This is a genomic window from Pleurocapsa minor HA4230-MV1 (assembly GCA_019359095.1).
Taxonomy (GTDB): Bacteria; Cyanobacteriota; Cyanobacteriia; order Cyanobacteriales; family Xenococcaceae; genus Waterburya; species Waterburya minor.
In genome coordinates this window covers 1-25,040 of record JAHHHZ010000009.1, presented here as the reverse complement: position 1 = coordinate 25,040, position 25,040 = coordinate 1, and the positions used below count along the sequence as shown (strand labels likewise).

23 protein-coding genes are annotated in these 25,040 nt (G+C 39.8%); 11 read left to right on the top strand and 12 right to left on the bottom strand.

Annotated elements, in window-relative coordinates; genetic code table 11:
* The first annotated feature begins 37 nt into the window (after positions 1–37).
* The gene (locus KME09_02215) at positions 38–1,660 is read left to right on the top strand and encodes an NAD(P)H-quinone oxidoreductase subunit 4 (GenBank protein MBW4532729.1); all 1,623 of its coding nucleotides are present in this window, start codon (positions 38–40) and stop codon (positions 1,658–1,660) included.
* A 343-nt stretch (positions 1,661–2,003) separates the two neighbouring features.
* Here KME09_02215 and KME09_02210 read toward each other — a convergent pair whose 3' ends face one another.
* Positions 2,004–3,581 (bottom strand): insulinase family protein, encoded by a 1,578-nt coding sequence (locus tag KME09_02210; protein MBW4532728.1) that lies wholly within the window; start codon positions 3,579–3,581, stop codon positions 2,004–2,006.
* 320 nt (positions 3,582–3,901) lie between these two features.
* On the opposite strand from KME09_02210, the gene KME09_02205 reads away from it, so the two are divergent.
* The 4 genes from KME09_02205 (at position 3,902) to KME09_02190 (ending at position 7,044) form a co-directional block, all read left to right on the top strand.
* Positions 3,902–4,543: a TetR/AcrR family transcriptional regulator gene (locus KME09_02205; protein ID MBW4532727.1), complete on the top strand. Its 642-nt coding sequence runs from the start codon at positions 3,902–3,904 to the stop codon at positions 4,541–4,543.
* 71 nt (positions 4,544–4,614) lie between these two features.
* Positions 4,615–6,099: a hypothetical protein gene (locus tag KME09_02200; GenBank protein MBW4532726.1), complete on the top strand. Its 1,485-nt coding sequence runs from the start codon at positions 4,615–4,617 to the stop codon at positions 6,097–6,099.
* Positions 6,100–6,210: 111 nt separating this feature from the next.
* Complete coding sequence (locus KME09_02195; GenBank protein MBW4532725.1) at positions 6,211–6,507, top strand: nucleotidyltransferase domain-containing protein; 297 nt, start codon at positions 6,211–6,213, stop codon at positions 6,505–6,507.
* Between the two features lie 147 nt (positions 6,508–6,654).
* A complete protein-coding gene (locus tag KME09_02190; GenBank protein ID MBW4532724.1) occupies positions 6,655–7,044 on the top strand; it encodes a DUF86 domain-containing protein in 390 nt (129 codons plus the stop codon).
* Between the two features lie 92 nt (positions 7,045–7,136).
* Here the strand turns inward: KME09_02190 and KME09_02185 are convergent, their stop codons facing one another.
* From KME09_02185 to KME09_02165, 5 genes are all read right to left on the bottom strand, one after another.
* Positions 7,137–8,189: a tetratricopeptide repeat protein gene (locus tag KME09_02185; GenBank protein ID MBW4532723.1), complete on the bottom strand. Its 1,053-nt coding sequence runs from the start codon at positions 8,187–8,189 to the stop codon at positions 7,137–7,139.
* Positions 8,190–8,223: 34 nt separating this feature from the next.
* Entirely contained in the window at positions 8,224–9,594 is a 1,371-nt protein-coding gene (locus tag KME09_02180) for a tetratricopeptide repeat protein (GenBank protein MBW4532722.1), read from the bottom strand.
* 214 nt (positions 9,595–9,808) lie between these two features.
* A complete protein-coding gene (locus KME09_02175; GenBank protein ID MBW4532721.1) occupies positions 9,809–10,090 on the bottom strand; it encodes a hypothetical protein in 282 nt (93 codons plus the stop codon).
* 45 nt (positions 10,091–10,135) lie between these two features.
* Complete coding sequence (gene upp, locus KME09_02170) at positions 10,136–10,786, bottom strand: uracil phosphoribosyltransferase (protein ID MBW4532720.1); 651 nt, start codon at positions 10,784–10,786, stop codon at positions 10,136–10,138.
* Between the two features lie 170 nt (positions 10,787–10,956).
* Entirely contained in the window at positions 10,957–13,242 is a 2,286-nt protein-coding gene (locus KME09_02165; GenBank protein ID MBW4532719.1) for a polysaccharide biosynthesis tyrosine autokinase, read from the bottom strand.
* A gap of 195 nt (positions 13,243–13,437) precedes the next feature.
* Between KME09_02165 and KME09_02160 the strand changes: the two genes are divergently transcribed.
* The 5 genes from KME09_02160 to proS all read left to right on the top strand — a co-directional run bounded on the left by KME09_02160 (position 13,438) and on the right by proS (position 18,170).
* Positions 13,438–14,235, top strand: coding sequence for a sirohydrochlorin chelatase (locus KME09_02160; GenBank protein MBW4532718.1), 798 nt, complete (start codon positions 13,438–13,440; stop codon positions 14,233–14,235).
* A gap of 27 nt (positions 14,236–14,262) precedes the next feature.
* The gene (cobA, locus tag KME09_02155; GenBank protein MBW4532717.1) at positions 14,263–15,021 is read left to right on the top strand and encodes a uroporphyrinogen-III C-methyltransferase; all 759 of its coding nucleotides are present in this window, start codon (positions 14,263–14,265) and stop codon (positions 15,019–15,021) included.
* A 263-nt stretch (positions 15,022–15,284) separates the two neighbouring features.
* Positions 15,285–15,473, top strand: coding sequence for a translation initiation factor IF-2 (locus KME09_02150; GenBank protein MBW4532716.1), 189 nt, complete (start codon positions 15,285–15,287; stop codon positions 15,471–15,473).
* A gap of 226 nt (positions 15,474–15,699) precedes the next feature.
* Complete coding sequence (gene psbV / locus KME09_02145; protein MBW4532715.1) at positions 15,700–16,191, top strand: cytochrome c-550; 492 nt, start codon at positions 15,700–15,702, stop codon at positions 16,189–16,191.
* Between the two features lie 164 nt (positions 16,192–16,355).
* A complete protein-coding gene (gene proS / locus KME09_02140; GenBank protein MBW4532714.1) occupies positions 16,356–18,170 on the top strand; it encodes a proline--tRNA ligase in 1,815 nt (604 codons plus the stop codon).
* A 6-nt stretch (positions 18,171–18,176) separates the two neighbouring features.
* Here proS and KME09_02135 read toward each other — a convergent pair whose 3' ends face one another.
* From KME09_02135 to KME09_02110, 6 genes are all read right to left on the bottom strand, one after another.
* Entirely contained in the window at positions 18,177–19,118 is a 942-nt protein-coding gene (locus tag KME09_02135) for a cation diffusion facilitator family transporter (GenBank protein ID MBW4532713.1), read from the bottom strand.
* 48 nt (positions 19,119–19,166) lie between these two features.
* Positions 19,167–20,018: an MgtC/SapB family protein gene (locus KME09_02130; protein ID MBW4532712.1), complete on the bottom strand. Its 852-nt coding sequence runs from the start codon at positions 20,016–20,018 to the stop codon at positions 19,167–19,169.
* Positions 20,019–20,138: 120 nt separating this feature from the next.
* Positions 20,139–20,900 (bottom strand): alpha/beta fold hydrolase, encoded by a 762-nt coding sequence (locus KME09_02125; protein ID MBW4532711.1) that lies wholly within the window; start codon positions 20,898–20,900, stop codon positions 20,139–20,141.
* A gap of 617 nt (positions 20,901–21,517) precedes the next feature.
* Positions 21,518–22,033 (bottom strand): flavodoxin FldA, encoded by a 516-nt coding sequence (gene fldA, locus KME09_02120; protein MBW4532710.1) that lies wholly within the window; start codon positions 22,031–22,033, stop codon positions 21,518–21,520.
* Between the two features lie 447 nt (positions 22,034–22,480).
* Entirely contained in the window at positions 22,481–22,762 is a 282-nt protein-coding gene (locus KME09_02115; GenBank protein MBW4532709.1) for a hypothetical protein, read from the bottom strand.
* Between the two features lie 11 nt (positions 22,763–22,773).
* Complete coding sequence (locus tag KME09_02110; protein ID MBW4532708.1) at positions 22,774–23,070, bottom strand: hypothetical protein; 297 nt, start codon at positions 23,068–23,070, stop codon at positions 22,774–22,776.
* 744 nt (positions 23,071–23,814) lie between these two features.
* Between KME09_02110 and KME09_02105 the strand changes: the two genes are divergently transcribed.
* Complete coding sequence (locus KME09_02105) at positions 23,815–24,771, top strand: aldo/keto reductase family protein (GenBank protein ID MBW4532707.1); 957 nt, start codon at positions 23,815–23,817, stop codon at positions 24,769–24,771.
* Positions 24,772–25,040: the final 269 nt, after the last annotated feature.

Below are 25,040 nucleotides of genomic sequence, written 5' to 3'. Positions count from 1 at the left end.
TGAACGAGAGAGAATAAGTATGAATGCCTAAAGAACTATGGAAAGTATTCAAATGCCTTGGTTAACTGCCATCATTGCCCTACCTTTAATTGCCTCCGCTGCGATTCCTTTGCTCCCCGATAAAGATGGCAAAACTGTTAGATGGTATGCCCTATATGTCGGTTTGGCGAACCTAAGCTTAATGGTTTACGGATTTTGGGAGCATTACAGTTTCAGCACTACGGGAATGCAGCTGCAAGAAACCTACTCTTGGATACCTCAACTGGGTTTAAATTGGTCTGTAGGGGTTGATGGTCTATCGATGCCATTGATTTTACTATCTGGTTTGATTACTACCCTAGCGATTTTGGCTTCTTGGAAAGTAGACCATAAACCAAAGCTTTATTACTTCCTAGTCCTAGTTTTGTATAGCGCGCAAATTGGCGTATTTGCTGCTCAAGACTTAATGCTCTTTTTCCTCATGTGGGAAATAGAACTAGTACCTGTATATCTGTTGATTTCAATTTGGGGTGGTGAAAAGCGTCTTTATGCAGCGACTAAATTTATTCTCTATACAGCTTTAGCATCGATCTTTATCTTAGTCTCAGGTTTAGCTCTGGCTTTTTATGGCGACAATATTACCTTCAATCTGACTGAGCTAGCTTTAAAAGATTACCCCCTATCTTTGAGCTTGTTGGCTTATGCTGGTTTTTTAATTGCTTTCGGCGTCAAGCTCCCAATATTTCCTCTTCATACCTGGCTTCCTGATGCTCATAGTCAAGCTTCTGCACCAATATCAATGATCTTGGCTGGTGTACTCTTAAAAATGGGTGGATATGCCTTAATACGCTTCAATATTGAGATTCTACCTGCTGCTCATATTAAGTTTGCCCCACTGTTAGTCATCTTAGGCGTAATTAACATTGTCTACGGAGCTTTCACCGCTTTTGGACAAACAAACCTCAAACGCAGATTAGCCTCCTCTTCGATTTCCCACATGGGTTTCGTCTTGATTGGTATTGCCTCCTTTACCGACTTAGGATTAAACGGCGCAATGTTACAGATGCTCTCTCATGGTTTAATTGCTGCTGCTTTATTCTTTCTCTCAGGTGCTACTTACGATCGCACCCATACTTTGATGATGGACGAGATGGGAGGAATGGCAAAGTCAATGCCTAAAACATTCGCCATGTTTACCACAGGAGCGATGGCTTCTTTGGCCTTACCTGGAATGAGTGGCTTTGTGGGAGAATTAACCATATTTCTGGGAATTGCCACCAGTGATGTCTATAGCCAAACTTTTAAGACAATAATTATTTTCTTAACCGCCGTAGGTTTAATTATCACGCCAATCTATCTACTATCAATGTTACGTCAGGTGTTTTATGGCGAAAGTAACCCCAAGCTAAAATTAGACAACTGGCAACTTGATGCTCAACCTCGCGAAATTTTAATTGCTACCTGTTTACTACTACCAGTTATAGGGATTGGTTTATATCCTAAATTAGCGACCAACACCTACGATCTAAAAACTGTAGAAATAGCATCAAAAGCCCGCGAAGCATTACCGATAATTGTGCAACAGCAGATCGATCGAGCAGGTGATCGATACAATTTTATCTCTGGGACAACTTCATTGTTGCAGGATGCGATCGCCTTAAATGCGCCTCAACTACCTTAGAGTTGTCAAGCTGGATTCTAATTCTCTCAATAAACAATGGCTGCATTAAAACCAATTCATAATTAATGCAGCTTTTTTTTGTCAGCACTTGTCAAACTTTTGCTAAGTAATATTATATCCTTGCGTAAAAACGTTATAGGAAGTCCGTTTAAACAATTCCAATTAAAACTCGCGCCCTAAAGGATATGCGAAGCGGTATGCTTTAGCACTAGCTTCGCGTCGCAAAGACGCAGAGGCGTTTATCCCGCTTAGTTTGGGGCAAAGATTTTATTAGAAGCACTTAAGCGGACTTGATATTAGGACATCTTTGAAATACTACTTCCTATTTTTTATTTCCTATTTCCTATTTCCTACTTCCTGTAGGAGGAAGTAACTTGCCAATAGTACGATTTTCCTCAGTAAATGTTTTGAGGGCAACTCGCTGAATATCTTGAGGAGTAATAGCTTCTAGTTTCTTTAATTCCTCAAATATATTGCGCCAACTTCCAGTTTTTCCCTGATATTCTGCTAGCACCCTCGCCATACCCATATTGGAATCTAGAGTACGTAATAAACCTGCTTTGAGTTGAGTTTTGACCTGTTCGAGTTCTTCTGGGGTTACAGATTCGGTTTTTAGGCGTTCAATTTCGGCTCTTAACGCCGTACCTAAGCGATCGACGCTAGTACCAGGGGAAGTGAGAGCATAAACTAACATTAAATTGGGATACTTATCGCCAGGAAAACCGCTGAAACCTTCGGCGGAGAGCGCTAACTGCTGTTCCTCTACTAAAGATTTATAGAGACGTGAGGTTCTGCCACTACTTAATAGTTGGGCAATGACTTCATATACCCCATAATCAGGATCGCTCAAAGCGGGAATATGATAGCCTTCGAGATACCAAGGTTGTGAAGGAAAAGTGACCGTAACTGTTTTAGTTTTTGACTGGGGAGGCTCTACTTTAGTAACGACGCTGGGTTGAGTTTGGGATTGAGCTTTAAAACGCCCGAAATAAGTTTTGGCTAATTTTTGTACTTCGTCAGGATACACATCTCCTGCGATCGCCATAGTTAAATTATTCGGTGAGTAATAAGTCTTGAAAAACTTTTCGACATTTTCTCTCGACAGAGCGTTAATATCTCCTTCGTAGCCAATTACAGGTCGTTTGTAGGGATGAATATCATAGGCGGTATCTAAAAATTCTTCGATCATTTTACCGATGGGAGAATTATCAGTCCGCATTCTTCTCTCTTCCAGAATCACCTGTTTTTCTTGATAAAATTCGCGGAATACTGGTTCGAGAAATCTTTCCGATTCTAAAGACATCCAGAGTTCTAGCTTGTTGGCAGGAAAACTATAAAAATAACTAGTGTAATCGGCAGAAGTAGCTGCATTTAAATCTACTCCCCCCGCCGTATCTACAATCTCGCCAAATTTATTTTGTTGAACATATTGATTCGCCGCTGCTTGAGTTGCCACAAACTGTTCTGTTAGCTGTGCCAGTTTTGTTTTATCTCCTGACTTTTGTACCTGTTGAATCTCCGCAAAAATTGTGTCGAGTTTATCTAGTTCTTTAGCTTCAGCGGGATAATTAGTAGTGCCAATCTTTTTAGTACCTTTAAAAGCCAGATGTTCAAGGAAATGAGCTACACCAGTTTGACCATCGGGTTCATCAACTCCTCCCACATTAGCGTAGGTGACGAAAGAAACCACGGGAGCTTCATGATTTTCCAGGACAATAAACTGTAAACCATTATCAAGGGTAAACTCGGTAACTTGTTCTATTACCCGATTAATATAGGGCTGAATTGATGACTTTGGTTGAGTTTGAGTTGCAGCTAAGACGGATAAACCAGCACAATTCCACCATAAAACCGCGATCGCGATTAAAACTATCCAGCGCGATTTAGTTATCCCAAAACAACTAGCTCTATTTGATTTCATTCAGTCTCCCCAAGTGATTAATTTGCTTAACATTTTTGTAACAATACTGCGGTTATATTCTACTCAGATTTTGCACCTCGTTGTTTAAGCAAAATGCTAATTGAGAAACAAATAAATATAGATAACAATCTGTAAAGAATTGAGCCAAAAAAGCTGACCTCTTACCAGATCCGATTATGGTGGAGTTCTAGACCGTCGAATTTTTGCTAAATTTCTGAATCTTCAATTACGATGATTTGAAGTATAGTTGACACTGCTATGCAATCAATCACGATCTTCTTGTCTACAGCGTTCCGATTAATTATAACTACCCAAAGCCTATGCAAATTTTTTCTCAGCAAGCCTGGCGAGAAATGCGTCAAACTCCTCAAACCGAAGAAGACACACGCACCAAAATCTTACAGGCGGCACTGCAACTATTTGCCAAACGCGGCTACGAAGGTACAACCACCAAGGATTTAGCTAAGTCAGCAGGAGTAGCGGAAGGTACTTTATTTCGCCATTTCCAGAGCAAAAAAGCAATTTTAATTGAGGTAGCTACCGCTGGCTGGGTGGATATTCTCACCGACTTATTAACTGAATTGAGTGAAATGGGTAACTATAAAGCGGTATCGCAAGTAATGCGCCGTCGGATGCTCAATATGCGCCAAAATAGTAACTTAATGCGGGTTTGCTTTATCGAGGCTCAATACCACCCAGAATTAAGAGAGAGCATTCAAGCCGAAGTAATCACCAAAATGACCGATGTAGCAGAAGCATTTTTTGAAACGGCAATGGAAAAAGGTATTTATCGGCGGATGAATCCCAAAATTGTGGCGAAGGTATTTTTGGGTATTTTTGCGATCGCAGGTTTTTCCGAAGAAACCATTATGAACCCCGACGCTTCCCCCAAAGCAATGCAGGAAATGGCAGAAGGCATCTCCGATATTTTTCTGCGAGGCGTTTTGAACAATGAACAATGAACAGTGAGCAACGAACAGTGACTAGTAATCAGTAATTAGTAATTAGTAATCAGTAATCAGTAATCATCTAAGTGGCTATTGTTAAACGAACTCCTAGAAGAGTTAAAAGATACCGACCAAATCTTTGGTTAGAGAGGTTTATGGCTTTAGTAGCTGTAATTAACCTCACCATTGTAGGTTTTGATCTTAGTTATGTCCCTTTGAGGGATTTTTGGCTGTTGGGTCAAGTTACTCTAGGCAAAATTAATACTGCCTATGTGCAGTATGCTGGTATCAAACTAGACTTACTACCCGAAAATATTTCTAGGTCGATCACTCAATACGATGTGGTGAAGGGGATTATTCCTAATCGGGATACGCAAGAATATTTAGCTAAAGTGGAACAACTAAAGCTGGAGTTGGCAGCTAACGGCGTTGATTCGGCTAACGCTAAGACTCTTTTTGGTGATATCCGCCGTCGGAGTCTGGAAATAATTCAAACCAATGCTTTTGCAGAAGCAAATAAAACGGGTAATTTAGAAAGAATTAAAAACAGGATGCGATCGCATCTTCCGAATCGAGATAATTCAGCCAAAGCTGCATTTTGGCGTTTTTGGACTCCCGACTACTTTAAAGGTAGGGTTGCTGAAGAAATGGCTTTTTTTGACGCGGAAATTAAACCCCTGTTGGAAACCAACTATTATCGAGCCATTGGCGAAAATGGTGGTTATGTTGACTACTTTGGTTTGATTGATTTTCCTTTTGGCGTTTTGTTTGGTCTCGAATTTTTGGCACGAACTTGGTTCATTAGTCGTCGTCGAGTAGGCGTAAGCTGGCTTGATGCAATGCTCTGGCGCTGGTATGATATTTTCTTCCTGTTGCCTATTTGGCGCTGGCTAAGGGTTATTCCCGTGACAATTCGTTTAAATCAGGCACAGATAATTAACTTAAACTCGATTCAGAAGCAGCTTAGTCAAGGTTTAGTGGCAGGAATTGCCGAAGATGTGACAGAAGTCGTGATTATCCGTATAATTAATCAAATTCAAGCTTCAATTAGAAATGGCGAGCTTGAGCGGCTGCTATCTCAACAAGCTACTAATGCTTATGTCGATCTTAACGGCACTAATGAAATTATTGAACTGGTCAGAATTTTAGCTAAAGTAACTGCAGATCGCGTTTTACCAGCAATTCAACCTGAAGTGGAAACTCTGCTGCAATATAGCATCGAAAAAGCATTGAAGCAAAGCCCAGCTTATCGAGGAATTAAAATAATACCAGGAGGCGATCGCACCATCGCCAGCATCAGTCATCAGCTAGTGTCCCAAAGTTATAGTGCTTTTAGTAGCACTCTCCAAGCAGCTTTAGCAGAAGACAAGCAGTTCGATCGCCTCGTCGAGAGCTTAATTAGCAATGTGGGTAAGTCAATTTCTAGTGAGCTACAGGCGCAGCAGAGTATGAATAAAATCGAGCTACTGTTGGTTGATTTATTAGAAGAAATTAAAATTAACTATGTTGAGCGTCTTTCCCAAGAAGACATTGAAGATATCCTTGAACAAACTCGTAGTTTACGGCAGTAAATCTTTTGCAAGGAGTAATGTAATATATCGTTAGAAATTATTGCTGATATCATTTATCAAAAGTAAGATATTAGTAGCTTTGAGGATAGTTTATCTTATAAAAAACTAATGATGAATTTAGAGCATTTAAAAAAGTTTAAGGATCAGATTCTCAGACTTGCAGAAGCAAACAAAGCCTTAAACATTAGAGTGTTCGGTTCTGTCTCAAGAGAACAAGCTGTTGACAATAGCGATATTGATTTTCTGATCGATGTTGGCGAGGGGCAAAACTTAATAGATTTCATCAGACTTAAACAAGAACTAGAAGACCTATTAAAGTTAAAAGTGGATCTTGCTCCCAGTACTAGTCTTCGCGAGGGGATGCGAGAAAGCATTTTAAATGATGCCATCCTCATATCCAATTTATAAGTTGCTGGTTGTAATTAAATATAAAATGTAGGCACTAGGCACTATGAAGAAAATTTCTGATCGAGTCTGATAAATTATTTTGCCTCCCTACTTAACTAAAGATGTTTAAAGATGTTTGTAGGTTAAGAAAGAGTGTTTATGTAACTAATGACAGAAAAAAAAATTCGCTCTACGAGGTATTTTGTAGAAGACATCATAGAGTGTATTCACAAAGTTAAAAAATATGCTTCAAGGGGAAAGGATAGCTTTTTTGAGGATGAAATTTTACAAGACGCAATCATTCGGAGACTTGAAATTATTGGAGAAGCGAGTAACAGAATTCCCAAAGAGATATTGGAGGACTACCCAGAAATTCCGTGGAGGCAGATTATTGGATTCCGAAATATGGCCATACACGAGTATTTTAGAGTCGATCCTCAGTTAATCTGGTCATTAGTAGAGTCTGAAGAACTGGAAAAACTTTTATCAGCAGCTACCAAAATACTATTAAAACTGACTGATGTATCTCATGAAGAAAATTTTGGGAGAAACCCATAATTGTGTCGTGATAACGTTTAGACTGGAGTTTTCATAGCCCTCTTAAACATAGTCCATCGCGTAGCGTAACCCTTCGAGTTAATCGCTCTTGCTTAATTAAAAGATGCTAGTTTATCTTCCACATATTGAGATAAAGCCTGATTATTTTGCTGTTTAAATAGCGTTGCTGCCTGCTTGAGGTGCTTAATTGCCTGCTTTTTATCTCCTATAGTTTGATAAACTAACCCCAAGTTGCCATAAGCTTCAGCATAGTTGGGTTTGAGCTTAATCGCCTGTTGATGATCGGCGATCGCTTTTTGATATTCCCCAATTTTGTTAGCTGCCACAGCACGATTGTAATAAGCTTCGGTATAGTTGGGATTAAGTTTGATTGCCTTAGTGAAATCAACGATCGCCTGGTCAAAATCCTGAGTCGCTAAATAAGTTGTTCCCCGATTGTAATAGGTTGGTGCGTGACGAGAATTAAATTTGATGACATGGTTATAGTCAGCGATCGCCTCAGAATAAGCTTGAGTTTTATGGTAAACATTAGCCCGATTATAGTAAGCTTCTAAATCTTCGGGCTTAAGGGAAATGGCTCGATTATAATCTGCTAGAGCTTGAGAATATTGTTTTATTTTATTGTAGGTGTTGCCTCGGTTATAGTAGGCTGCTTGCTCATTCGGTTGTAGGCGAATTACCTCCGTATAGTCGGCGATCGCTTCTTGATAATACTCTAACTGATTTTTAACTATAGCTCGGTTGTAGTAAGCATCGGCATAGTCGGGATCGATTTTTATAGCTAAATCAAAATCGGCGATCGCTTGCTGATATTGTTCTAATTTATGGTATGTAGTACCGCGATTAAAATAAGCCTTGGCATACTTAGGAGATAAATCTAAGACAGTATTGTAATCATCAATAGCGAGCCGATAATTGTTTAACTGTCCGTAACCATAAGCACGAAACATGTAGGCTAAAACCTCTTGACTGTTTCGTTGCAGAATCGCATTAAGATCTTTGATCCCTGCATCATAGTCTTCTACGCTATAGTAAAGTTCGCTTCTAGCATAATAGGCATCAATATCGTCGGGATTTTGCTGTAATTCGAGGTTTAACTCTGTCAGAGCATCTTGATAATCTGACGATTCCCATTCTATAGCCATATTATTGATTACTGATTAACTTGTTCATTGCTCATTAAATGCCCTGATCTAATTGTTGGATCATTTCGGAAGCTCGTTGTGCTAGCTTAACTTTTTTCTGTTTTAAAAATAGATTTTGGGCTGTAGCTAAGTCTTGGAAAAATTTCTGTTGATTTTTTAAAAGATGGTGAACTAAGGCTCGATTGTAATAAGCATCAGCATAGTCAGAGTCCAAAAAGATTGCCTGGGTATAGTCGGCGATCGCTTGCTGATATTGCTTAAGTTGTTGATAAGCAATGCCACGATTATTATAAATTACGGGTGATTGAGACTTGTTAGTCAGTGCCAAGGTAGTCAGTGCCAAATTATAATCATCAATCGCCTTATGATATTCTCGCAGTGAACTGTAGGCAACACCACGATTAAAATAAGCTTGGTGATAATTTGGCTCTAGCTCAATACATTTAGTGTAATCGGCGATCGCCTGTCGATCTTGTCGCAAAAAACTATGAGCATTAGCCCGATGATAATAATTGACAGGATGCTGAGGCTCACATTTAATTCCATGAGTGTAATCGGCGATCGCTCCAGTATAATCTTTTAGTTTACCGCTGACATAGCCACGATCCCGATAAATACTAGCTAATCGAGGTTTCAACTTAATCACCTCACTATAGCTTGCCCAAGCATTAGGATAATCTGCCAACTGTCGGTAAGAATGTCCCTGATAGTAAAGGGATTGCCAATCTTGTGGATTGAGGAAAATTGCTTGGCTATAGTCAATAATGGCACTGCGATAATTTTCTCGCTGGAAATGCACCTGTCCGCGACTACGATATGCTTGAGCATGGTCGGGATTATAAACAATTACCTGGGTAAAATCATCGATCGCGGCTGGATAATCTTCTAGGTATTGATAAATATTACCCCGATGATAATAAGCTTGAGCGTTTTGTGGGTCTAACTGGATTACTTGAGTAAAATTATCTATAGCAAGATGATGTTGTGCTACAAGATGATAAATACAGGCAAGATTAAAGTAGGCTTGAATATAGTTAGGGTCTAATTTTACTGCCTGATTGAGATCGGCGATCGCCTGTTGATATTGTTGCAGAATACCATAGGCATAGCCTCGACTACGGTAAGCTTTTGCTAATTTAGGATTAAGGACAATTGCTGTACTGTAATTAGCAATTTCTTGGTTAAAATCTTTGATTTCTCCGTAGGTATAGCCACGAATTAAATAAGCTTTGACGTTTTGCGGATCGATTTCTAGAACTGTATCAAAATCTTGAAGAGCCGCCAGATAATTTTTCAGCCTAAGATTACTCTTACCTCTTTGGTAATAGGTAGCTACCAAATTCTGATTAAATTCCGTTAATTCCTGATTGCAATATTGGGGTTTTAAATTGCTTTTCTGCTCCACTTTAGTTTAAACAGTATGATTAATCGCCGATGGTTAAAACCAAGATTAAGTAATTTTGCCTTAACAGCTATTAATATAGCTAGTCTTACTAAATTTTGATTAATTAGTTCACAATTGATTATGTTTAAAACCCCGTTTAGCTAAAAAATTAATTCTACGTTGATAATTCCTTCATAACTAGTTGTAAACTGTTTTTCTTTAGCCTCAACCGAAGCTAATCCTGCTCTGGGGAAGCTTTAACCGTTCCTAACTGCTGTCTGACATCATCAATTGCCAAGTTGAGCTGAGCAATTTTATCTTCTAAACCATGTCGAGCCAGTTCGATACTTTCTTCGGTACTAAAGGGTGTTTCTTGACTTGTTTGTAGTTGGTAATCTGTTTTGCCGATTTGCTTTTCCTTGCGGGTGGCTATAACTGTGCCTAAGACACCACCAACTACACCACCAACAAGCGAACCTAAGACAAATCCACTACCAAAACCATTTTGTTGACTCATAACGATCTAATCTTCTTAAGAATACTTACAATTATTATGAATTGTCTACGTGCCGAAAGCGCGATCGCCTGCATCGCCTAAACCTGGAACAATATATCCTTTGCTATTTAGTCCTTCATCAATCATAGCTGTATAAATCTCCAACCCAGGGTAATTTTCACTAAGTTGTCTGAGGGCAGGAGGAGCAGCCACGATGGAAATAATCCTAATCAAATCTGGCTTAACGCCCCGCTTAGTAACTTCCTCCATTGCCATCATAATCGATCCTCCTGTGGCTAACATCGGCTCTAAAATGATTATTCTTGTTTCTTCGTTAAATTTTTTAGGCAGCTTATTTAAATAACAGCTTGGCTCTAAGGAAGATTCATTCCGCACTAAGCCTAAATGATAAACCGAAGCTAAGGGCAGAACTTTCTGCACCTCATCTAACAGCGCTAACCCAGCACGCATGATCGGTACTATGCCCAGAGGAACTTCAGGATTAACAAAAGTTCCTGGGCATTGAGTTAAAGGCGTTTGTACCGTGGTATCTACGGTAGGCAACCAATTTCTAATCGCTTCATAGGCTAACCATCGCCCTAGCTCAGATAAAGCACTTTTAAATAATACTGATGGTGTATTGAGATCACGAGCTACAGCTAGCCAGTGTTTAATCAAAGGATGCTCTGGGACATAAACGCGCAATTGTAAAGTCATGTTTGCAAGTTATCCTGATGCTGGCAAGAATTAGTAAATTTACTAAGAAATCGATCTTACACGATCTCGTCCCGTCAATCTAATTCCATCAGCATAATCAATTAATGGTCGTGCAGCTTAAGAATTTTATCTACATTACCAGATGCTGGAATCTTGCCTCATAATATCGATTATAATTTTGCTCTGCTAATACTACCATTGGCATTGTTGCCTTCAGGCATATTAGACAAGTTTTGAGTGCCATTAAAGTTATTTTGACTTCCTTCATACTGAACGTTACCTTTTTCAAAGTATTTCTTCCCATAACGGCCATGATAGGAATAACGGTCAAATTCATTTGCTTTGACTCCATTGACTACCATCCCTAAAATTTTCTGTCCTGTGGTTGCCAAAGCTTCTTGAGCAAGTTCAGCACTTTCATGCTCCACAATTCCTGGTCGAGTCACAAATAAAATGCCATCTACCAGCTTACTAATGGTTAGAACATCTGCCGTCACAGGTAAAGGAGGAACATCAATCAAGATCAGATCGTATTCTCGGCGCGAACGACCAATAAAATCACTCATCTTAGGCGAATCTAAAATTGCCAAGGGATTAGCTTCAACGATCCCACTAGTTAGTAAGCTCAGTTTGGGCATGGGTTGTCTGATCACAGACAAGGGGCTAACGTTATCGACGACAATATCCTTGAGTCCCTTGTGATTGTCTACGCCCCAAAGATGATGTTGAGAAGAACGACGCAGATCCGCATCTACTAATAATACACTGCGACCTAATTGAGAGATCGCCGCCGCTAAATTAGCTGTTACAGTAGACTTACCCTCTTCAGGAACAGAACTAGTGACTAAGATTACTTTAGGTGGCTTATCATTAGTCAAAAACTTAAGATTCGCTTGAATCATCCGATAGACTTCACTGGAGAAAGAGTCAGGCTCATCCCTGGTGACGATTCTCCCCTGATACATAGGTGGTTCTAAACGAGTGATGCCCACAGTTGGATAGGGAAATTTCTTTTTAATTTCAACTAAAGAATTAATTGAGCGATCCTGCATCTCCAGCAAAATAACTGTCAAGTTAGCTAGAAATGCACCCATAATTACGCCCATTCCCAATAAGATAGCTCTACCTGAGTTACCCTTATCAGGTAAAGCAGCATATTCAACCACGTCGGCATTACCGCTTTTACTGTTGGCAGCGATCGTCGCTTCTTGTAAATTATTAAGTAGAGTCTCATAAGTTTTCCCTGCCGATTCAGCCTGACGCACTAGTTCACGATCTTTTTGCTCTAATTCAGGTAGAACTTTAGCTCTTTTGATCAACTCTTGCTGAGAATTGTACAAAGCGCCAACCTGTTTTTGCAGGCTCAACTCTTCAATTTTGAAGCTAATAAATTTTTCGAGTTGATTTTCTTTTGTGCTATTTTCATTGCGCAACAAACCTTGAGAAACCTCAACTCCCTCACCCACATTGGCAGCAATTAAGCTTCTTAACTGTTGGGTTAAAGCGTCTTTCTTTTCATTTAAACTAATTACGGCAGGATGTTGATCGCTAAACCTTTGGCGTTCTTTAGCTAAAGATGATTCAGTCTCGGCTAGTTGATCCAAAATGCTTTGGACTTCAGGATATGATCCTAATTGATTGGCTTTAACCGCTTGTTCTAGATCTAAACCTAACTGTCCTTGAAGAGCAGCAGACTGAGCCTGCATCCCCTGTAGTTCAGAACCCGTTACCGTGATTTGCTGATTGATCGAGCCTAAATTACTGACTAAACCTCTTTTCTCTTCGCTCAAATCAACAATGCCATTTTGCGCTCTAAAAGCGGAAATTTGTTCTTCCGCACTTTTAACTTTGGCTTCTATTTGAGGTAATTGACCATCGATAAACTCTTTAGCAGCGCCAGGCTGACTTTGATTACTTTCAATTTGAGTCTGAATATAGACATCCATGATAGTATTGACGACATTAGATGCTACTTTGGGATCGGAATGCTTATAGCTAACGCCCACTACATCTGTTCCACCGACGACTTCGGCTACAAGTTTTTTCCTAAAGTCTTCGGGCTTTAAAGGTTCGCCATTGTTATCCGTTAACTTTTGACGATCGATTACCTGTTGAATCACAGGCTCAGATTCTAAGACTTGAATTTGAGTACTTAAAGGAGTTTGGTCATTTAAGATCGTATTTAAAGTACCTGCTTCCTTGCCAATTTCACCAATAGCTCCAGCACTTTTTTGCTTAAACAGCAGCTTTCCTTCTGCCTCATATGTTTTCTTTTGTAATAAACTCAGACATCCAGCCACTCCCAATGTTAAAAGAAAGACGGCTAAAGCTGGTTTCCAACGTCTTTTTACTTTAACTAGATATTCACTCAAACTAACATCCAAAGAATCTCTTGAGGGAGTAACCGATGAGGAGGAGTTATTTGTATATTGATCGTTAGAGTTATTACTCAACATATGTTCAGTTAAGAAGTTTAAATTTTATATAGTGATCTAATGAATTTTGAATTAATACGACAGTTATATCAGTATTTATACTAATGTTGGCATTTAAAATATATCATTTACTACAGAATCAATTGTTTTCGTCGCTATAATTTCTTAAATATACGCTTCTCCAATTAATTTATCTATAAAGTTACGGTAATTTATTTGATTTCATCCTACGCTTATCTCCTAGTTTTTCACGGTAGTAGAGACTGTCGCACTCATGCTGCCGTTTTAAATCTTAAAAACCTATTAATCGCCAAATATAAATCCAAGAACATATTAACTCAGGAAAATTACTTAGGGAAGAATTCGTTTGATTGTGAGTCTAAATCAACAATAGTTTCAGACTTGGATTGGATTCCTTTAATTGAAGTAGCCGCCTTAGAGTTAGGGGATCGATCTTTGAGTCAAAGCTTAATTGACTTCGCCCAAAAAGCAAATGGACAAGGATTTAAGCAGATTAAGGTAATTCCCTTATTTTTAGCTCCTGGAGTTCACGTTCAGTCAGATATTCCTGCTGAAATTAGCTTAGCTAGTAAACAGCTAGACAACCAAGTAACTATTGAATTATCTCCATATTTAGGTAAATATTCGGGAATAATTTCGCTGTTGGCAAATCGATTTGACGAATTATCAGCAAAAACACGTATTTTAATTGCCCATGGTAGTAGACTACTTACGGCAGGCGAATATTATCAAAATTTGTCAAATCAGTTAAACGCGGAGCTAGCCTACTGGTCTACTATTCCTAAGTTTACTCAACAAATTAAAGCGCAAATAGCTTTAGGCAGTGAGAAAATCGCCATTTTGCCCTACTTTTTATTTCCTGGCAAAATCACCGAAGCGATCGCCACGGAAATTGAGGAATTACGGCAGGAATATCCCCAAATCGAGTTGCTGCTAGGCGAACCCCTTGGGTCAACGCCTGCGATCGCCGAATTAATTGCCAAAGAAGCTTAAATTACTTAGATTATTTAGTCAACCTATATGAATCAACCAAAGTATCTCGGTAAGGTTTATTTAGTTGGTGCAGGCCCAGGAGATCCTGGCTTACTGACGGTGAAGGGAAAAACCCTACTAGAACATGCTGATGTTGTTATTTATGATGCCTTGGTTAGCCCAGAAATTATGGCAATTATTCCTGCCACAACTGAAAAAATCAACGCAGGCAAGCGTCGAAAGCGCCATTCTTTACCCCAGGCGCAAACCACTGAATTACTGAGAACTAAGGCCCAAAGCAACGCCGTAGTAGTTCGTCTTAAAGGAGGCGATCCTTTTGTGTTTGGCAGAGGTGGAGAGGAAATGGCGGATCTAGTTCGAGCAGGGGTAGAGGTAGAAGTAGTACCTGGTATTACTTCAGGGATTGCTGCTCCCGCTTATGCTGGCATTCCCGTGACTCATCGTCGCTACAATTCTTCTGTCACCTTTGTCACAGGACACGAAGCTACGGAAAAATATCGGCCCGAAGTCAACTGGCAGGCGATCGCTCAAGGTTCAGAGACTATTGTGATTTATATGGGAGTTCATAACCTGTCCCGTATTATTCCCAGTTTGCTCACTGGAGGTATGACCCTGGAAACTCCGATCGCTCTTATTCGCTGGGGTACTAGACCCGACCAGACAGAACTGATTGGCACTTTGGGTACGATTGTTGAACAGGTAACTACAACAGGATTTCAAGCACCTGCGATCGCTGTGATCGGCAAAGTGGTGGACTTGCGTTCCCTTTTACTACCTCACAAATAACTCGCAGGGAAAGGTAAGGCCTAGCCTCTAAAAATTTTTCCCGCACTTGGGTCTATTAAATGAGATGATATTGATTATTATTGGGGCGCAAACAGTCTAGTTGAGTATTCTTGCTCATCTCGACCTAAACGAAATCCTAGTATAATACATAATTACTGAACAACGACGAAGTCAGAGGAAGCCCCGTTGTTTTACAGCGGGGTCTCTCTGACCATTTATTAATCATTTAGTCTTCATCAACAAGATTTAGATAGACCGTACTTATGGGCTTTGCAGAACTATCAATTGCTGATATTGCAGCAGAATATGACTTAGAAGAACAAGTCGTATTTGAGCTTTGCGATCGCTTTAAAATAAACTATAAAAACGAACGCACTTGTTTAGCATTAGAAGATGCTAAGGCAATAATTATGGAAATTCTGGCTACTAAAACTAATTCAGAAGCTGGTTAAAGGAATCATGGTTTATGTTCCCAATTGATCCTGAGCGATAAGATTGTTTACTGTTTTTTATAAGCTTTAAGTATTCTGTCAAAATAAATAGCTGAAGATTATGGATGCTGGTTCATTGGCCAACGGTCACCTGCAAGCCCCGTCTTTGTAAGGCGGGGAACGGGTGATTAACTTGTTGGTGGAATTTACTCTGAGCGTCGATCAAATTCAAATTTTGAGGAGAACAATGTTGAAAAGATTTTTACTTGCTACTGTAGCTGCCTTATTTTTGGTAATTCAATTTAAAATTGGAATCGTTAATGCGGTGGAACTTGATGAGAGCATTCGTACTGTTCCCCTAAATGACAAAGGAGACACAATAACCTTAAGTCTCAAACAGGTTAAACAAGGACAAAGAGTATTTGTTGATAGCTGTAGTTATTGTCACAAGGGTGGCGCAACCAAAACTAATCCTAACGTTAACTTAGGTTTAACTGCTTTATCTGGAGCTTATCCCGCCAGAGATAACGTTGAAGGAATTGTAGATTATCTCAAAAACCCCACTACCTATGATGGGGAAAAAGATATTTATGAATTCCACCCTAATACCACTCGCTCCGATCTTTATCCCAAGATGCGCAATCTGACTGATGAAGATTTAGAAGCAGTTGCGGGACATATTTTAATTCAACCTGAAATTCGCGGCATCCTTTGGGGTGGCGGTAAGGTTTATAACTAGAATAAAAAGTTATTAAAGATTGAGTTAATTTGAGCAAACATCATCATATATTGAGATAGGAGATTGAAAGATTATTGTCTTAAATTTCTTATCTTTTTTTTGTTTACCAGCCGACTGATAAAATAAGAATTCCCAATTCCGCAATCTTACTGAAGGAAAGAACCATGCGACTAAACCAGATGCTGTTTGTGACACTGAGAGAAACTCCAGCAGAGGCAGAAATACCCAGTCATCAGTTGTTACTTCGTGCAGGCTATATCCGCCGTATTGGTAGCGGAATTTATGCTTATATGCCCTTGATGTGGCGAGTGTTACAGAAGGTATCGCAAATTGTCCGAGAAGAGATGGATGCAACAGGAGCGCAGGAATGCTTATTGCCTCAGCTACAGCCATCCCAGCTCTGGCAGGAATCAGGACGGTGGGATACTTACACTAAGGCAGAAGGAATTATGTTTTCTCTGACCGATCGCAGCGATCGCGAATTGGGTTTAGGGCCAACCCACGAAGAGATTATTACTACCATTGCCCGTGAAACGATTCGCTCTTATCGTCAGCTACCGTTGAATTTATATCAGATTCAAACTAAATTTCGCGATGAGATTCGTCCTCGTTTTGGCTTGATGCGCGGACGAGAATTTATCATGAAAGATGCCTATTCTTTCCATGTGGATGAGGCTAGTTTAAAAGAAACTTATCAGGCGATGGATCGGGCCTACCGCCAGATTATGACCCGCTGTGGGTTACAATTTCGCCCCGTAGACGCAGATTCGGGAGCGATTGGCGGTTCGGGATCTCAGGAGTTTATGATTCTGGCAGAAGCAGGAGAAGACGAGATTCTCTATACCGAAGATGGGAATTATGCCGCCAACACTGAAAAAGCGGTATCTTTACCTCCTGATGTGGTGGAGTCGCCTTTTAGCAGTTACGAAAAGTTAGCCACTCCCAATACGGAAACGATCGCCACCCTAGCCGAAGCGGTTAATTGTTCGCCGACAGTAATTGTGAAAAACGTATTATACGAGGTGATTTACGATAACGCCACGACTGTTTTGGTCTTGATTAATATCCGTGGCGATCGCGATGTCAATGAAGTCAAGCTAACTAATGAATTAACTAAACTTGCTCCTCAGTACCAGGCTAAGACAATTATTGCGCTTACTGTACCTGATGCCACTGCGCAAAAAAAATGGGCAGCCAAACCCTTACCTTTAGGCTATATCGCTCCCAACTTAGCTGATGACTATATCAGCACTTCTAAGAATGTAGTGCAGCAATTCTTGCGTTTAGCCGATCGAACTGTATTAGATCTCAAAAACTTTGTCACAGGGGCGAATGAAGTAGGCTATCACGTCGTCGGGGCAAACTGGGGCGATAACTTTACCCTACCTGAACTGCAAGTAGATATTCAAAAAGCTCAAGCAGGCGATCGCGCAATCCACGATCCCAGTCAAACCTTAAGCAGTGCCAGAGGTATCGAAGCTGGGCATATTTTCCAACTAGGGACAGAATATTCCGAGGCGATGGGGGCCAACTTTACTAACGAACAGGGTGCAACAGAACCCCTCTGGATGGGCTGCTATGGTATTGGTGTATCACGTTTAGCTCAAGCAGCAGTAGAACAATCCTACGATCGAGATGGCATTATTTGGCCTGTGGCGATCGCTCCCTATCATGTCATCGTCATCGTACCGAATATCTCTGACGAAGAGAAAATGGCGGTGGGAGAAAGACTCTATGAAGAGTTTAAACAGGCGGGAGTAGAAGTCTTACTAGATGACCGCAAAGAACGAGCAGGAGTAAAATTTAAGGATAGTGAACTAGTGGGTATTCCCTATCGCGTGGTCACAGGGCGATCGCTCTCTGAAGGCAAGGTAGAGGTGGTGAAACGAGCAACTAAAGAATCCCAAGATCTACCTGTGGAATCGGTCGTAGCAACTGTCAAGCAATGGATTGAAGCAGAACTGCGCGCTCGCCGTTGACATATTTTAACTTTGGGGCTGTTTAAGATGACTTTCTAATAGTTCGATGTTTTTGTGCGGTTCTAGCTGAATTGTTGCATGTACAGAACCATACTTTTCTTGCAGCTTTTGTTCTACTGCTTCGACAATTTTGTATGCCTCACTGATTTCTCGCGGTGCAACTACTAAGTGCATCTCGATAAATATTGCTTGACCCAATACGCCTCTAGACGTAATTGAATGACAGTTAAGTACGCCATATACATCCGTTACAGTTTTCATAATTTCTCTAGCTGGAATAGCTACGCGATCGCTCAAGAAAGGAACATTCTCTCTAATTACTTCCCAAGCACTCCAAAACACTAAACCTGCCACCAGAAAAGCCAAGACGATATCCAGCCACCCGAATCCTAAACGTATTCCCCACATCCCAACCAACAGAATTACTGTCACCCAAACATCACTGAAAGTATGTCGAGCATCGGCTTGTAAAAGTTTGCTATTAAGAGCTTTTCCTCTTTCGGCTTCGTATACAGCAACGCCAATATTAATCATCAATACAGTGATCATCATCACTAGACTGAGATTGCTAACCTCGATAGATTCACTGTCCCCAGCGAAAAAAAGACGTTTCACCGCTGAGTCCAAAATTTCAATCCCAGCCACAATTAAAAAACCTGCAATTCCCAATGCCCCTAAAGATTCAAACTTAGAATGTCCATAAGGATGATCCCAATCTGGTTTAGGATTAGCAAGGCGCATCGCAATTAAACCTAAAATATTGCTGGCACTGTCTGACAATGAGTGTAGGGCATCTGCTAACAAGCTAAGAGAACCTGTTGCTAAACCCAAGCTAAATTTTGTTTCTAAAACCAACAGGTTCAACCCCAACGTTATGTAAAGCACTTTTTGAATTGAACTTTGTCTTTTTGATTGCTGCGAGTCTAGTTTTTGATGAGATAAATTCATCTGCTGCCAAGTTGCTGAAAAACAAGTTTTATTTAGCTTAAAATTATCTCATATTCTTAATACTAATCTTGATAAAAAGTGGTTATTTTTACCGATTTCTGACCAACTAGCTGACATAATTTTCAGTTTTGACTTCAGGCTGATTAATACCTGCTGTAATTCTAGGGGGCTAATATCGCGATCGGTAACAAAATCCATTTGCACCTCGATTTCAGGAGCAGAGGGGGAGGGGTTATTGTCTAAATTTCTACTGCTAATTTTCGTTGGCGTTAGCTGTTGTTCTTTACATAATTGAACTAATAAAGATAGTACTTGTGCTTCGTCTACTGCCAAGCAGTTTACGTGACACTGGTAATAAGTTTCTTGATCTATTGCAGCCTTACTTAAATCTAAATCGTCAACCTTCTCTTTTTCTGGATGAAGATTCAAATTTGTTTCTGAAGCTGGAAACAATAAATTAGTATCGTCAACCGTCTTTTTTTCTAGATGAAGATTCAAACTTGTTTTTGCAGCTGGAAACAATAAATTAGTGATGAAAATAATTGAGATACTGATATAAGCAGGCAAAAAAAGACCGTATCCTACCAAAGAGCCTGCTGCACCTGCACACCAAAGCTGAGTTACAATACTTATAGGTTGGGCAGGTGACTGTCTTGCCTGTTGTTGTAAAAAAATGCCAGCACAAAGAATACTGATACCTAACACCAACTGAGAAACAAATTTGGTTTCTGAAGCTGAACTGACAAGTAGGGAAAACATTGCTGCTCCCAAAGCTACTTGGCTATTGGCTTGAATGTTTTGTTTAGTTTGATCCCATCTTCTTTCAATTCCGACCGCACTTCCAAGAATAAAAGCAAACAATAATCTTACTAAGATTTTTTGCCAACTAATTGCGTCCATATTTATCCCAGCCAATCATAACCTAAAACAGAATCAATCGGTTTTTGACGACAACTTTTGATTCACGATAGCTTGACTCTAACTTTTTTTGGTAATCCGCGCTAGTAACTCAAATTAGTATTAAGGATGACAAGTCTTTTGTAATGCTATCAGTTTGGAAGAGACACAATTTTGCTCTACATTTTGCCAGAATTTAATTATTTTCCTGCCTGTATATTCAGGGAAAAAATAATGAAAGAAATGATGTCCCAATGGGTTTATCCAGAGTAGATCATCATCTTTTAAATAATCTGACCATCCTCGTAAAGCAGAGCGATCGACAATACCATCATTATCACTACCGCATACCATCATTGGCATCAATACTTTTCCCGATTCTACTCGATCTAATTGATAAAGTGAATGAGCAGTAGGTGCAGTATATAAATCTTGTTTCAGGATTTCAACTAGATTTTTGACATTTGCTCGGCTTTGATGACCAAACATCATCTGTACCATCCGAGCAAGAATAATATCTTGACTGCAAGGTAATAACTTTCGCATCTGATAATAGTGCGCTTGCCAGTCAATAGTCGGCGAGCAACCTACTCCCAGCAAAGTTAAAGATTTTACGCGCTCAGGATGTTCACGAGCATAAAGTAATCCGAGTAAACCACCTGTGCCATGACCGATTAAATCTGTCGGTTGCGATCGGGATTTAAGATAGTCGTGCAGTAATGTTATCGCTATTTTCAGAGAACTTGCTTCGTCTAGTTCCTGATAATATTCCCAATAAGCAACGGGTATTTGTTGAGATAAATAGCGAACGATACGACCGTCAAAGTCTTTAAAACTAGGATTGGCATTAATCCAAACTGGTGCTGTTGCAGGAGATATCTTCATTTTAAATAAGTGAGTTTGGGTTGGAATACTGAATGCTTTGATTTTTGGTTGGCATTGCTACAATGATTAACAGCTACACAGTTACTACAGGCAGTTTGTTGCTTATTGTAGATAAAGTCTCGGCAGCCAATTGCTGTTTCCGACATTGCCACCATTGGATTAACCGTACATTTCAGTCGGTAATCACCTGTAAAGTAGACACATCGATCGCAGGGTATTTGGTGAAGGCGTTGGAGATGATTAATAGCCTGCTTAATTATGGAAAGCGATTAGGCTCCGCCTAGCCTTCGGATCGCCAAAATAAGCAAGTAAAAACTAATGTCCAAACACTGAAACATAAGACTAGATGAGGCATGAATAAATAATTCTAGTGATTTGTTGCAAGAAAAGGGAAAAGCATAAGATTAATGTTGGCTCATTACAATCGGCTACTTTTCCCATTCTTTGGAGAGGAGAATCCCCAAACTTTTTAGCTAGCTCTAAGCTCCAAGCTTTAAGCTCTAAGCTCTAAACTCTTATTTATTAGTTTTTCCTTGAGGGAAAAAAGAACAAGAATTAATCTCTTATTCATGCAAGAGTCTAATAAAGGCTTATAGCTTATGGCTTATAGCTATTTACTAGAGAGCAAATTCAGACTTTAATTGTGTCGTCCATTTCTGAATTCGTTCATCTGTTAATTCTGATTGATTATCTTCATCTAAAGCCAAGCCGACAAATTTGCCACCCCGATCGGCTTTGGATGCTTCGTGTTCATAACCGTCTGTAGACCAATGACCTACTGTTTCACCACCTAAACTAGAAATCTTTTCTTCCAAGATTCCCATCGCATCTTGAAAATTATCGGCATAGCCTACTTGATCGCCTGTGCCAAAATATGCCACTTTCTTACCGCTAAAATCGATATTATCTAGCTCGTCTTCGTAAAAGCCTTCCCAGTCTGATTGTAATCCGCCAATATCCCAGGTAGGACAAGCAATAATAATGCGCTCATAGTCGGCAAAGTCACTATCTGAGACCTCAGCGATTTCGTGGAGTGTCACAACGCTTGAGCCTCCTAAAGCGTTTTGTATTGCTTCGGCTGCTTCTTCTGTTTTACCCGTAGTCGAGCCGTAAAATAGACCAATTTTAGCCATGATTGTTTGTCCTGTTAATTGATTTTGTGGTTTCGTGTAACGTGGTCGATCAGTTCTAGTATCATATAATCTCTTCGCAAATAATTGCAAGTTATTCTCAATAAATAATATTTTGCCACTAAATAATGCTTGATTGATAAAATTTTCTGGAGCTGATTTTATAATTATCTTGCTGCGATCTTAGTTTCTTGTTTTACTACTATTTTCCAAAATTCTATACTGATAAATCGTTTTAAGCTTTTGATTGTTCGTCAATAATGCCTCTGCTCTCTGATCAAAAGATTGGCTAAATGTTTTAACCAGTCACTATTTATTAAGTTTTGTCAGTATCTACTTGCAATTAACTATCAATAATGCAAAATAAGATTGTTACCAACTTATTGAGAATAAATAGTAACAAGAGTAACAAAATTATTAATTAAGAGGTTTTGTTTTGCAGACATACGATCAACCCCAGGTTAAGTCAATATTTAATCCTGCTTTTTTGAGAGCTGCAAACAGTTCCTCGATACGCCATCGCCACTTGTACCATTCGATGACTTGTAGTGCTTGTTCGATTGACATCACATCATGAGTGGTTAACAATCGCCAATGAATTGGCTTTTGACTCGCAGGTGGGCAAACTTCTTCGACTTCGACACCGTAAAGAGTAACTGATGGAGGATAATCAAAAGCTTTTAAGGCTTCAGGTCGCTTAATCTTCACTCGACCAAAACGAACTTTGAGCAAGGCTTGTCTTCTTACACGCTCAATACGTTTGTCGGCTGGAACATTAATGGTATAAGTTCCTTGACAAGGCTCTGTATAGTGCTTAATCCTAAAGGAAATCCATTTTCACTATCCACAATTAATGTTGGATGAATGTAAAATCCGACATCTATGTTATTTCCTACTACTCCCAAGTTTTCTGATTTCAGTCTTCCTACATGAGACTGCAAATTAATTTCGCTGCTGTCACTTATTGCTAATACGTGACGTTCTTCTAAGTTTTGTTGGCAATGCTGGGCAATACTTTGTCTTTGTTCTGATACTGTCACGTTTTCATGCTCCAAAAAGCGATAATATCCTACTTGTTCGGCTCTATTTCGACTTATTTGGCGGATTTTGACTGATTGATGTTCCTGTAATGCTTCATATAATGCTACCCCCTTTTGAGCAATCTTGGGTCTCCAAATGTCTTGCCTTTGAATTTTTCTGCGTAAACCAGTATTGGGTTGTCCATCTATCCTAAAATGTTTTTTAAGCTCCTCTGTGATAGTTTACTTTGACTTGTGTGTACACGGTAGCAACACCTGGGGAGAGAGACTTGAGTTTGTAAGGTGACCGACCTTAATCCTTGTTATAGGAGTTCTCGCACTCTCACGGATATTCAGTTGTCATGGTTCTATTAATCTGCCTTATTATTGGCATTTTTTGTTTTTTCCATGCTAGTAGTCCCCGTACTAGTTAAGTACGTTTATACTAAACGAATCGCACCCTATTTTCTCAGCTATATTTCTGGCATACTCGGCTGCATAGCGAGTCAACATCAGAACGATTAAAGCTGTAATTATCCCAGGCAATGACTTGATTGCACTACCTAGTAACTATTGTAAGCTAGTAACTATGGTTTTGACTATTTGATCCATCTAGTTGCAACCTATTTTTTCGCTTTGCCTAGACTGGATTATAGAGGATTGATTTATTCTTTTGCAATTACCCAAATCCTATGAACGATCCCAGGTATAAAACCGTTGAATTACTATTTTAATATTGATTTAAAATTACCAACGGAGAAAAAAATGAAATATAGACAACTTGGCAATAGCGATCTCAAAGTTTCTGAATTAATTTTAGGCTCTTGGTTAACCTATGGCGGTGGAGTTGAGCGACAAAAAGCTGAAGCCTGTATTCATAAAGCTTTTGCTCTTGGCATTAACTGTATCGACACTGCCAATGTATACGGACGTGGGGCAGCAGAATCTTTATTAGGAGAAATTTTACAGGGACGCGATCGCAGTTCTTACATCTTGGCGACCAAAGTTTATTTTCCTATGTCAGAAAGCGATCGCGGTTTATCGGCAACTCAAATCCACAAACAAATTGATGCTTCCTTGCAACGTCTACGCACGGATTATGTCGATCTCTATCAGTGTCATCGTTATGACGTAAATACGCCCCTAGAAGAAACAATGGAAGCTTTAACTGAAGTAGTAAGGCAAGGTAAAGCCCGCTATATTGGCTTTAGTGAATGGAGTCCCGAGCAAATTCAAGCAGCATTAGATCTACCCAATGTAGAAAAGTTTGTCTCCAGTCAACCTCAATACTCAATGCTATGGCGCAAACCCGAAGCAGAAGTATTTCCTTTGTGTGCTGCCAATGGTATCGGTCAGATTGTTTGGTCACCCCTAGCCCAAGGTGTTCTGACTGGAAAATACCAACCAGGACAAGCACCACCACAAGATTCTCGCGCAGCAAACGACCAGATGAATGGTTTTATGGGCAATTTTTCTAGCGATCGCATCCTTAGTGCCGTACAAAACCTCAAGCCGATCGCGCAAAGATTAAATATTTCCCTAGCTCAACTAGCTTTAGCCTGGATCTTGCGAGATGAGCGAGTATCTTCCGCTATTATCGGTGCGAGTCGTCCCGAACAGGTAGAAGACAATGCCGCAGCATCGGAAGTTAAATTGAGTAGCGATGTCTTAAAAGATATTGAAACAGTACTTTCGCCCGTCCTCTCATCCGTCACAGCTTAGACATTCGTGACAAGTTAATATGAAATCTACAAATGTTTGCTACAAATGAAAGATTTGGGGACTTGCCCTAAAGGACTAGCTTCGCGTCGGGGACTTAGGGACTTGGGGACTATTTATCTGTATCATTCTTATTTGTATTTCATATAACCCTCTTATGTCACTCTCCGAGTTCAAATAGTAACAAATCAAAGAGATTACCCAGAAAGAAGCAAGGGTTGAAATTGATTCATAGTATAAATTAAACGATGAAGTCCGAGTAATAAATAAGA